This window comes from Nostoc sp. FACHB-152 (assembly GCF_014697475.1).
Lineage (GTDB): Bacteria > Cyanobacteriota > Cyanobacteriia > Cyanobacteriales > Nostocaceae > Nostoc_B.
Map to the genome: position 1 here is coordinate 115426 of NZ_JACJRV010000005.1, position 13324 is coordinate 128749.

Here is a 13324-nt window from a genome sequence, read left to right on the forward strand (position 1 = left end):
AAGTGAGAACAAGTCTTCTCTTAATAGAGATGAGTTGTGAACGACTTTATTCAATTTCTGCTAGCAGTTCATCCAACGCTTCTTGGCTAAAATTAACTTCGGGAAAATCTGAAGGTGTATAACCTCCTGCTTCTGTTAATAAGCAGTGGTCAATAATCGCTTCTAGGGTTTTCACATAGTTGTTAGCCAAGTTTTCTACCGTAGACTGATGATGGAAAGCCGAGCTATATTTCCATTCCAGTTGCAATCTACCTTCAATTACTAATCCACTCACATTCAACAAATGACGGCGTTGTCCTTTGGGACTGTGAATAGAACCGCTAGATTCTTGAGCATATTTCCAACCCAGAGATGCTAGGTGCGGTTGGTCGAATTGACCCAAGTAATTGAAGCTCACTTGAGCTTGAGGAAGCAGATCAAGTTGCTTGTGTATGGTTGCATCTGAGCTTAGATACCGCAAAATACCGTAGCCAATACCTCGGTTAGGAATACGTCGCAGTTGCTCTTTGACTGACTTGAGAGCCTCCCCCGGATGGTAAAGGCCTGCTGTTAAGCAAACGGGAAATATACTCGTAAACCAGCCTACTGTACGTGACAAGTCTACATCTGCAAATAAGTCCTCTCTTCCATGACCTTCTAATTCAATCAGTAGAGATTCGTATCCTGTCCATTGGGCAAAACTCTGCACTAATGCGGTCAATAGTACATCGTTAATTTGGGTGTTGTAGGCAACAGGGACATCCTGTAGTAGAGCGCGAGTCTGTTCTACACTTAGGGATACAGAAACAATGCGACTTGAACCGACAGTGTTGGCTGATGCAATAGCAGGAAAATCTAACGGTATAGGCGCAACTGCAAACTGCATTGAGTTGAGCCAGTAGTCTAGTTCTGTTCGCAGTTCTTCATCGTCTGCATAGTTGTGCAATCGAATTGCCCAATCTTTAAAAGAAGTGGTTTTTGCAGGAAGTTGGATGCTATTCCCACTATCTAATTGTTTGTAGATTTGAGATAAATCCTCTAGCAAAATCCGCCAGGAAATCCCGTCTACAGCCAAGTGATGGATGACGACCAGTAGCCGACCAGGAGAAAATTCGCCTAAGTTAAACAGTACGACCCGCAGTAACGGCCCATCTGTTAAATTTAGCGATCGCTGGATTTCATCTGCCTGACTCTCAATGGCTTTAGTTTGTTCTGCTGGAGTCAGACCAGATAAATCAGCAATAACTAAGGATAAGCGATAGTCTACGACCGAACACTGTTGCCATTGCGCTGCTTGCTGCACATACCTTAGCCTTAAAGCATCGTGATGGTATAACAGCTTTTGCAATGCTTTTTCTAGTAATTCCGGTTTGATATTGGGCGGAACTTCTAGCAGAACAGACTGGTTAAAGTGATGGGGTTCGGGTAAATTTCGCTCAAAAAACCAATGCTGAATCGGTGTTAAGGGAACAATGCCTGTAACTAAGCCTTGTTCTGCCTCTTGAGAGGTCGTTTTCACCGCTACAGCAGCTAACTGGGCGATGGTTTGATGCTGAAATAGCTGTTTTGGAGTTAGTTTTAATCCAGCTTGATTGGCTCTGGCGATAATTTGGATGCCAATGATGGAATCGCCACCCAATTCAAAAAAGTTGTCATGAATACAAACTTGTTTTAATAGTAAAACATCTTGCCAAATTTGCAACAAGATTTTTTCGCTATCGGTGCGGGGAGCAACCAAGCTAGTGGAATCATTGAACTCGAACTCTGGTACTGGTAAGGCGCGACGGTCTACTTTACCATTGGGCGTAATCGGCAACGCCTCCATAATTGTGAAGGATGCTGGCACCATATAGTCGGGAAGCTTTTCTTGAAGGAACGATCGCAACTCGCTACTACTGGGCTTTGTTCCTTCGGGGATCACATAAGCTGCCAAATTTTTGCTCCCCGGCTTGTCTTCTCTAGCAATGACAACAGCATCGCGTACTTGGGGATGTTGGGTTATAACTACCTCAATTTCCGCCAGTTCAATGCGGAAGCCCCGGATTTTTACTTGGTTGTCAATGCGACTGAAAAATTCTATATTACCATCGGGTAAATAACGCACCAAATCCCCTGTTTTATACAAGCGATCGGCATCTGGATGACCAAAAGGATTAGGAATAAATTTTTGCTGATTGAGTTCGGGACGATTCCAGTAACCCCTAGCTAAACCAGCACCACCAACACACATTTCACCCCAAACCCCGACTGGTACAGGTTGGAGATTGGAGTCTAATATATAGACTTGGGTATTACCAATCACACGACCAATAGGAATTGATTTCTCAAGTTGAGTGTCTGCCGTTATAGGGAAGCAAGTAGTAAATACTGTGTTTTCCGTCGGGCCGTAACCGTTGAGGAATTGGCAATTCTTCAATTCTCGCACAACTTTTTGGACGTGAGCTACAGATAATACATCACCGCCACTCATCAGTTGACGCACAGGTTGTAAATCCTGCAATCTTTCATCCACCATCAGATGGAATAAGCTGGCTGTGAGCCATAAAATACTTACCTGATAGCGTTGGATGATTTCACCTAACTCTGCCAAAGATGGCTTTTGACTAGGCATCAAGACGAGTTTGGCTCCATTCAAAAGACAAGGCCAAATTTCCAGTGTGGAAGCATCGAAGGAAAGAGGGCCGAGTTGAAGAAAAACTTCTTGTGGTGTTAATGAGGCATAGTTTGTTCCCTTAGCCAAGCGGACAACATTTCTATGGATAATGCAGACACCTTTGGGGATTCCTGTAGAACCAGAGGTATACATGATGTGAGTGAGTTTATCTGGTGTCACCTCTGTTTTCAGGTTCTTTTGGCTGTATTGGGCGAAAATTTCCTGGTCTGTGTCTAGACAAATAACCTTGGCTGAGTTGGGTGGTAGTAATCCCATCCACTGCTGTTGGATGAGTAGCACTGATACCCCTGTGTCTTGGAACATATAAGCCAAGCGTTCTTGGGGATAGGCGGGGTCAAAGGGAACATAAGCACCGCCGGCTTTGTTAATAGCCAGGATACCGATGATCATTTCTAGGGAACGCTCAACGCATATCCCTACCAATACCTCTGGCTTAACTCCCAAAGTTTGTAAATAGTGCGCCAGTTGATTGGCGCGGTGATTCAATTCCCGGTATGTGAGAGATTCATCCTCATACACTACCGCCACAGCATCAGGTGTTTGTCTTACCTGTTCCTCAAATACTTCATGAATACACTTGCTATCAGGATAGGGTAAGTGAGTATCATTCCATTCCACTAACAACTGATGACGTTCACGCTCAGTTAGCAGTGGTAAAGTACCTACCGACTGCTGCGGGTTGGCGACAATTCCCGCTAATAATGTTTGGAGATGACCACTCATTCGAGCGATTCTGTCTTCATCAAATAAATCGGTGTTGTATTGCCAGAACCCTTGTAAACAGTTACCTTGTTCCCACATTTGTAATGTCAGATCAACCTTGGCATTAACATTATCTAGATGGAGAGGAGTAACAGCTAACTCAGGCGTTTCTAATTGTTCCATTGGCGCATTTTGCAATGCAAACATCACCTGAAATAAAGGACTGTGGCTCAGACTACGCACTATTTGTAAAGCCTCGACAATCTGCTCAAAAGGTACGTCTTGGTTAGCGTAGGCATCCATGCAAGTAGAACGTACTTGTATTAGGAGTTCTGAAAAACTCGGATTACCTTTTAGGCGAGTTCGCATCACCAAAGTATTGACAAAAAAGCCAATTAACCCCTCTATTTCTTGTTGATTGCGGCTAGCGATGGGCGTTCCTAACAGAATGTCTGACTGACCACTATAACGGAAAAGTAAGGTAGCATAAGCCGCCATCAAGGTCATAAATAGGGTAGTTCCTGACTTGTGGCTGAGTTCTTTCAGGGATGCTGTGAGTTCTGCATCTAACTGGAAGGAAAAACACCAACCCCGGAAAGTCTGCACGGAGGGGCGAGGCCTATCTGTTGGTAGTTCTAAAAGTGGTGGTGCGTCTGCTAACTGTTGCTTCCAGTAATTGACTTGGGTTTGTAATGCTTTGCCTTGCAACCATTGACGCTGCCAAATCGTAAAATCGGCGTATTGAATTGGTAACTCTGGGAGGGAAGAAGTATCACCAGCTAAGAAACCTCGATACAAACTCGATAATTCTTTGATAAATACTCCCATTGACCAGCCATCACCGATAATGTGGTGCATGGTCAATAACAAAGCATAAGATTCTGACTCTAGTTGTACTAGGGTCACTCGCAGTAAAAGTCCTTTGGTGAGATCAAAGGGTTGCAATTGATCTTGAGTGGCTACGTCTTGCAGTTGTTGTAACTGTGCTTGTCCGGAAAACCTTTGCAAATCTACCACCGCAAGTTTCATCGTGGCGTGCGGCGCAATTATTTGTACAGGCGTTCCCTCTTCAGAACTAAAAGTAGTGCGTAAAATTTCATGGCGGCGGATAATCTCGTTGAGGCTATGTTCTAAAACTTCTATATTTATCCGTCCATCCAGACGAACTGCCTTAAACATATTGTAGAAAGGGTTGTCCGGCTCTAATTGTGCCAAAACCCATAACCTCTGTTGGGCGAAAGAAACAGGGAATGTCTGGGATTCTGTTTTACTTCCCCGACGCACTTGCCGAATAACACGGTTATTGATTTGATTATCTGTTCCCTCTTCCCTTCCATAACCCAAAGACTCTGCTAACCGCCAAGCCACATCACTTAAGAAGTCGTTGTTGTAATACTGTTTCCAACTATTTACGGTGCTGGGATTAATGGTCTGATGTTCGTGAAATTTCACATCCCCCACCATCCTAGACTGGGCGTAAATACCATCAGTCATGCGCTGCTTTTTCTCTTTGTATGGTTGCAGCATATCGGGATGGAAGTTTACCCCTAAAAATTGGCATAGTCTTTCTACAGTAGTCTTTGGTTGGATAACTATATCTTCAAATTTGACTCTATATTGCCTTTGTTGAGGAATTTCTTGCAAGAATTGGCAGATATTTTGATGGCTAATTAGCCATACTAATTCAGCGAGTTCTCGTCTATTGAAAGGATGTTTATAGGGGAATGTTTGCTCTACTCTGGCTTCTTCATACGATCGCATAGTTGCTAATGGATGACGTATCAGATGGATGTAGAGAGGGTTCTGGAAGTTGATTTCTGCTCGTTTGAGGGTTTCTAAATCTATGGAATAAGAGGGGGTTTTGTCTATTAAGATTTTATCGCCTAGCCATTGCTGAATAAGGCGATAGAATTGCTTGGTGGTAAGATTTTGCGCTTCCAATTCTTCCATCAGTGCGATCGCATCTTCAGGACTGCACCTTTTAATTTGCATGATGGTGCGAATCGTCCCTTCCGCCCAAAAGCTATAACGTCCAGAAAATGCTGCTTTTCTTTCTCCCAGAGTATTAAATGTCAGCAGTTCTAATTCTGGTGGCGCGAACAGTTGCGGGTTTCCTCCTAAGATAACGCGGAGTAAGGTAGAGCCACTACGATGAGGCGACAGGATAAAGATAGCTGGCGGGTTTTTCTCTGCGTCGTTATCTATTGGGGGAGCGATTGAGGGGATTAAGCAGCGCATTTGCAAAACTTTAGTTTCATCGATGCGCTCTTGTGATGACTCAATAATTGCTGTAGTTTCTTTACCTAATAGTTTGGCTGCTGTCTGTGGATAGTTTTCTTCTATGTAAGCTGCTAGGTTTGCTACTGTTTTAGTATCAAATAAAACTACAAAGTGAATAATTTCGTTTAATTGAGCTTGTAATTTATTAATGAGGATGGCTCCCCGGATGGAATCGCCACCTAATTCAAAAAAGTTATCGTTAATACCTACTCTGTCAAGTTTGAGGATTTCTGCGTATAGATTAGCGATCGCTTTTTCTAGAGGAGTACGAGGCGCAACAAATTCTATCTCTAACTGAGAACGTTGGCGTTGTTGTCGAGATGTAATCTCTTTGAGGATGAGTTCAGGGCTGTAGAGATTTAAGGCTATGGGTTCAAAGAAGTCGGAGGGGAGATTTATTTCACGCAGAGGCGCAGAGGCGCGGAGAGTTTGGAGAGGTTTTGCTTGTTCAACTACTGTATGTGTATCGGACATTAATAGAAAATTACTCTTAGATGCGGTTTGAGATGGAATATTGAATAACCAAGCATCATTTTTTTCTTGCTGAAATTTTTTACCAACACTAGTCAGAAAGTCTCTGGCTGGTTGGTTTTTCGGCGTAGGTATATACAAAAGTTGGACTCTTTCTAATCCTCTTTCTTGGGCGAGTTGTCCTAAATAGGACAGCATTTTATGCTCTACACCCCGACCAAGTACCCGACAACTCAACAAGAATGTGTCTATAACTAGAGCATTTTCTTCAACTGCAAACAACATCAGACCTACTAAGCCATAATCACCAAAGCGGTCTTTTACCTTAACTACACGACACTCTAATTTTCCTGAATTACAAAGTTGTTGAATTTCCGCCTCAGACCGTCGAATTGTTGTCAGGTTAAACTGATTAGTGCGCCCTGTAAGTTGAGCAACCCGCGAAAGTTGCTCGTTTTGCATGGGGTAAATCTCAATTTCTAACTCCAGTTGGGCGAGGAAATCTGCAAAGGAAAGCGAATCCTGTTGTAAGCGTTGGCGTTGGATATTCTGTTGATAGAGATTGGTTCTTTGTTGGTCTTCTTGGGTAGCTTGGAGTTGGTCGAAAGCCCATGTATGTTGTAAAAATTGGGGGATGTGACTACACTCTTGGGGGAGTTGCAGAGTCAAGACTTCTGGACAGTTTGCTTTCACCTCTGCACATTCAACTGGGTTGTCATCAATGAAAATGAAACTATCTAAACCCAGTTGCAATTCGTTAGCTAAAAACTTCAGATTCTCTGATTTCGATTCCCAGTTAATGCGCCAATTGACGAGATGATGACGCTTTAGCACCATATCTGGATGTTGGTCAAAGACTGCAAACACATCTTCTTGTTGATTCTTACTACACAAACAAATCAACTTTCCGGCTGCTTGCTGTTCTACGATAAATTCTTGTAGCGCTCGATATGATGGGTCGATTTTTACTCCTGCAACTCCATCTTCTCCACAAACACCACTCCATAAAGTATTGTCACAGTCAAGGGCAATCACTTTATAAGGAGAGTTTTTCAATGCAAATATCTTCCGCGCTAGCATGGTTCCCAAGGCGCAGAAAAAGGTTGGAGTGTAAGGGATGTGTCCTAGTTCATCGCCGTAGGGGTCGTAGTAGTCCTCTACTGGATAGATACTGGTCAATTCTTGAGTTTCGATCAGATACATCCCTCTAACATCTTTGAGATCGGCTACTAAAAGTTCCTGCATTCTCTCGTATACGCTGTTAGTTGCTGTATCAATATTTGGAGATGGAGGACATACACAAATCAAAGAGGAAATGGGCGATCGCATTGCTGCTGTTTTTAAGGCACTGCTAAAATCTTTAACGGTTTGCTCTAATTGCTCGGTGTTTTTGGTTTGCTGTAATTCTGGGTAGTTTTGGTTGTAGCGAGTCGCATAAATATTAAAGAGTCCCGAACCGTGTAGTAGAGACTCTTCATCCACAACAAATTTAAAACCTTTATCTTCCAGCAAGCGCAAGACCTGTTTAATTGTAGTGCCTTCTTGGTCATGCACCTCCATAACTATCTGTTTAATCAGAGGCCAGTGATTGTCTTTTATCCCTTGGAGAATAGCTAACTCGCTTTTTTCTGCATCTAGCTTCAGTAAATCAATCTTTTCAATTTGATATTCTTCGATAATTTCAGAAAGCGTCCGCAGTTGAGCCTGATAAGTTTCTTTATCTAATCTATCTTTAATAAATTCATCGGCCAAACGCTCTAATGTCTCTTCATCTAAAGAATTATCGCGTTGCAGCATATTTATAATGACTGAACGAATAGCTTTTTCGTCTTGCTCTGCATCAGCTGCAAAACTGGAGAAAACTGAAGAACGTGGGTAAAAAGTGAAGGTTTCTTCTCTAGATTCGCCACCCAATCCGCAGTTAAAAAGATGCGTATTTTGACAATAAAGCTTGGCGTTAGTCTGTAATTTATCAAAGGCGTGCGGTGCAGGTTCAAAAGCATAAATAGTCCCTTTTGGGGACTTTTGTTGAGCAAATAAGGTGAATAATCCAATATTCGCTCCAACATCGATGATGCAATCATCTTCATTAAAGACGATTCCATGCTTTAAATAGACGCGATCAACGAAGATTTCTTGATATAAATACTCAGTTTCGTACTGATTTAGGTGAGCAATTTCTATGTGATTGGGTAAGATGTGGCGTAAGCGATCGCTAAAAATTTCTTCTTTTAAAGAATCATCAGCCTTTAATTGTAGACGATTTTTATTTGCTTCCCAATCCTCAAACCTCACTAAAACTACATTGACTCCATCATGATTATTAGCTAAAAGGCTGACTGGATTTAGCAGTTCTTGAAATACTTGGTTGTAAGGTGCAAACTCAATTGAATAAGGTATTCCTATTTCTTGAAGCCAATAACATAAGGAATCTTCAACTGGTTCGCTTGTAAATGTCGCCGTAATAACAACTTTTTGCTGAGAGATTTGTTTTAATATTTTTTGTGCAGTCATATACTTAATATTTAAAATATTTATCGTAATTAAGAACTATAATTTTTATTTATTTAGTGATTTTTGCAATTATCTAGTCAATAATCTCAGATTCATCAATAAAACACAATGTCAGTTAAGACAGTTAAGAAGACAGTTACGAAGACAGTTAAGACATTTAAGACAGTTAAGAAGAAAGTTAAGACCGTTAAGATAAATAAAAAACTACTAAATTAATTGGCTGATTTTGAGCAGCCTACATTAAAATCTCTAAATTGAGATTTCAGATGTTTGACAACTGCGCGCAAACCGACGCATCATCTCCTGTAATATCATGTCCGACTAATCAGTTCTAGTTCGATACATCTGTGCAGAAATGACAAAAGCCTCTCTCCTTGTGGGGTAGAGGCTTCTAAAGCCTAATTTTTCATTTTAGTTAAGGATATTTCAGCCCATCTCCGCCTCAGAGAGGTTTGGGGAGAGGTTCATCGAACTCACGTTAAAACAGAAATGTACTGCGAATAATACCAATAGTAATTGGGTCACTGTCTGGTGTATGACCTGGTTCTAAGATATGAATTATACCTGGTGTAATGCTAATGTTATCTGTAACCTGAAAACGGTAAAAAGCTTCAATTTGTGTTGTGCTTCCTGGTTGTCCTCCCGCACGTCCCAAACCTGTATTGATAAAGTCAGGAACATTATTACCCACAGGTAGAGTGCTACTAGTAATTTTCGGGGGTTGTCCGATATAAATGCCGCCCAAGTTACCCTTAGCAAACAAATCAGGAAAATTCAAAAATACCATGTAATTCGTCGTTTCGACATGACCCGATCGCCCAGGAATATTTGATTTAGTATAGCCACCCCAAGCACCTAAAGTCACACGGGGCGAAATTTGCCAATTGACGGTAGCACCATAAGCGTTAGTTTGTAAAGGTGCTGACTGGCCAGTAGTTTCGCTAGTCGCTGTTAAACACTCATCACCCACAAAGGTCAACAAACAACCATCAGAAGCGTAATTGTTGACATAATACAAACTCACATCCACCGCATCAACGGGTGTTAAGAGCAACTGTATGCCTGTTGTTGTATTGCCATCAAACAAACCATTGCGTCCATCAGGATCACCAGGAGTGTAACTAGAGTACAAAGCTTGCAAACTAGCACGTTTAGCAAATTGCCAATCGATCGCAATTCCACCATGACCAAAACCTATATTTAAGATAGGGTTTCTCTGAGCAAAGTAGGATAATGGGCCTGTAGCTCCACTTTCATATCGGTTGGGGCCACGGAAAGCCGTTGTCATACTTACGCCTTCTGTTCCCACCATGAGAGCTAAGTTGTCCGTAACTAACCAGTGATAATTTAAGTCAGTGATAGTCAAGTTATCTGTGGGATATTCATAACCAAGCACAACGTCATTACTAAATCTCGGCTGTGTACTACCTTTTCCCTGTAACAAACCTGTATATAAATAACTGCGGGGCGTTAGTTGGCTGGTTAAAGATAGCAGTGATAAAGATATAACATTCGCGTTTGTGCCTGCATCTTCTGTATCTTTTACGCCATCTCTAGGATTAATATCAGCACGATTACCTGTCCGTCCTTGAACACCAACAACTGCTAGCCCACTCAGTTTAGTTGTAGGAGAAAATTGGTTAGCCTCGATTTCTGCGGTGCGTACTTCTAAGCTATCTATTCGCCCACGCAAAGTAGCTAATTCGCTGCTAAATTCTGTTTGCAGGCGTTGAATAGTAGCTAAATCTGCACGCGTTACTACTTCTGCTGTTGTTGCTGAAATGATTTGATTAATTTTGTCTAAACAAGCATTGACACCTGCGGCAAATTCATATCTGGAAATAGCGCGATCGCCCCGAAATTGGTTACTAGGATAACCAGCAATGCAGTTATAGCGTTCTACTAAAGATTGTAAAGCAGCAAAAGCCCAATCACTAGGTTGGACATCATTGAGTTGCGAAACCGATGTGACTTGTGCCATCGATTCCGTATTTTCTCCTAGAAAATTACCTGTTAATAATGTAGAAGATTTATCTTGATAATTTGTAATTGAATTTATTGTTTGTTCTACTTCTGTACTGACGTAATCTTGAGCGAATGCTTTTTCTGATACACTATTGCATCCCGCAACTATTAAAGATGTAAATAACCAGAATTTAATATTATTCACAATTAGCTTAGGTTTCAATTTTTTATACTGTACACACCATACTGAAGTTTGAGTGTAAGCAAAAATATCTTTTTTAGCATGAGAATTTGTACCGACTTTGTACAATCTGGGACAAAAAACGAACTGGGCAATCAGGGAAAACGCGAGTATAAAAGAAAAGATAGCCGCCTACCAACTAGATTGAAAGAGAATTAATATGGCACATTGGTCGCACAAGCTATCACCAAAATTTTTGAGACGCAATCCGGCTTCCCCAAAGGCTGAAACTAACGTGCAGCAACCACAGAAAGGAGGTCTGCTGTCATCAACATTGGTGATCGCGCTTTTAATCAGTAGTGCTGGGTTAGTTTTGATTTTTGCTTGGTTGAGTATTCTATTTATCTTTAATCCAGAAAAAATAGGCTGGATGAATAAGTTTTTACCAGAATGGGCGCAAATTTCCTTCGGCTATAGTGAACACCCCCACACTCTGGCAGAAATTAAAGCCAGTTTGCAGCAACAGAAACAAACATCTGGGGAACAATTAGTTTTGGATGAGGGCGAAAACTCTTTTTTATTGCCAGTTTTTCAGCAACGTGTCAATTGTCAGTCTGAGTGTCAAGAACTGGTAGCACTGCAAGTTTATCAACTAGCAAAAGACGCTGAATTACAATCAAAAACAGAAAAATATTATCGTTTAGCTACGCAACTATCGGTCACAGGTCTAGAAAAATCTTTTATTGAAGGGACAGCAGAACAGGAGGAAACCAAAACTTTTTTACCTTTAACCCAAGTGCAACGCTTTGAAGGCGACACACCTGCAAAGGGAGTCTGGTTTTATCTGCGGGGTCAATATCAACAAGGCAAAAGTGCGCTCGCTTACGGTCAGATTTTGTACTACAATCCAGAACGCACTAACATACAACAACTTTTATCGTGGAAAAGTCCTACTGAGGAATTACCTCAATGGCAACAAATCACTGGTGGCGGTGATAAAGAGTTAGTTATCAATCTAACAGTGGGTTTAGAACCTCACTTACAAATTTACCAGGTCAAACCTACCAAGCTTTATCTCAACCCGATTCAGTTAGAAAAAATCAGTCTCGCAACGCCAGCTATTCAGGATACTGCTTACCAAAATGCATTAAAAATTGCCCGTAGTGGTCTATGGACACCAGCTTTAGAATCTTTAAAGTCAATTCAAAAACAACGCAAAAACCCATTACCAGCAACAGCGCAAGCGCAAATCGATCTCATTGGTCAATATGCTCAAATTACGCAAACTCAAGCTGATAAAATTTGGGCGAGTCCCAGTGAACAAGTATTGGCAGATTTAATCGATGGTCGTTGGGGCAAAGCTTTAAAAGTGTTTGCAGCATCATCGCAAAATATCCAAGAAATTGCTACCTTGCTGAAAGCAGACAAGGGCAGGTTATGGAATCGCACAGTAGCAGCATTGCAAGTTAATCCAGAACAACCAGAGGTACTTGCTTGGGGTGCGTTGATTGTAGCTGTTCAGCAAGGGGAAGACAGTGCTCATTCTTGGCTACAACAGCAGCCAAAAATCACAAAAGCAAATCTCGCTGAGATTCAAAGCTTATTAAAACGTCTGAATACTGAGGTAGCAAAGGCCTATATCCCAGCTAATCATCCTAGTCAAATTATTGGTGCAGCAGAAGTAATTTCGCAAGTCAAATCTCACCAATGGCTGCTAGCAGATTCTCAGTCTGACCTCAAACTTCCAGACAATCAAGTTTGGTATCGAATCACAGTCAGTGCATTTCAAGATGGTAAAAACTGGTTGAATTACCCTTTTGAGGATGTGCATTCTCAGAAAAATGACCCAGGTAAATTTCTTTGGGCTAATTTGGGTCTGAATGTTGATTCTGCCATTCAAATAATTGCCCGTTTACCAGATGGAGAACAAAAAATCTCTACCGCCACAATTAAGGGAGTGCAATTACACAATGGTAATTTACAGTTGTTGGCAGCTGGCGAACCCGTACCTGAAAATCACAACACTTTTGGGTTGCGTCCGTTAGCTTTAACTAATGATGCACTCGAATGGGTGCAACCATCTCCTATTACCCTAGCGGAAATGTCTCGCCAAAATCCTCAAGGAGTCAAGACTTTATTACCAATCCTCTGGCGTTATTTGCAAGACTCTGGCGAGTTAACTGCGGATGAGTCTCCTAATTTTTCTCAACTGGAAGAAATTTCTGCTGACTGGCCAGTGCAAGTCATTGATTTAAACAATGATCACAAGCCGGAGACTGTGCTTACTATCTCAGAGGCTGCGATCGCTACATTAAAAAATTCTTCACTAAAAACACCTGCCAATCAGAAACAACAGTACCGTCCTCGGACTTTAATCGTTTCTGATAGTGGTAAAGTTATTTACACCGATTTTCAAGGCAATACCCAACAAGCCTTAACAGCGATCGCCAGAGTATCTGATGAGCAATCTTTAGCTTTACTCGTAGAAAATGAGCATAATTATAGCCTCCAGCGTTGGTCAGACAAAACTCAACGCTTTGAGTAAAATCGCTCAACAT

At 41.6% G+C, this 13324-nt stretch carries 3 protein-coding genes; 1 reads left to right on the forward strand and 2 read right to left on the reverse strand.

All coding sequences use genetic code 11. From position 1 onward, the window contains the following. Nucleotides 1-46: 46 nt before the first annotated feature. Together H6G76_RS07065 and H6G76_RS07070 are read right to left on the reverse strand one after the other, a co-directional pair. Nucleotides 47-8620 carry a non-ribosomal peptide synthetase gene (locus tag H6G76_RS07065; protein WP_190697553.1) on the reverse strand — a complete coding sequence of 2858 codons (8574 nt, stop codon included), beginning with the start codon at nt 8618-8620 and terminating at the stop codon, nt 47-49. A 478-nt stretch (nt 8621-9098) separates the two neighbouring features. Continuing rightward, a complete protein-coding gene (locus H6G76_RS07070) occupies nt 9099-10790 on the reverse strand; it encodes an iron uptake porin (RefSeq protein WP_313934750.1) in 1692 nt (563 codons plus the stop codon). Between the two features lie 196 nt (nt 10791-10986). Between H6G76_RS07070 and H6G76_RS07075 the strand changes: the two genes are divergently transcribed. Then, the gene (locus tag H6G76_RS07075; protein WP_190697556.1) at nt 10987-13311 is read left to right on the forward strand and encodes a hypothetical protein; all 2325 of its coding nucleotides are present in this window, start codon (nt 10987-10989) and stop codon (nt 13309-13311) included. Nucleotides 13312-13324: the final 13 nt, after the last annotated feature.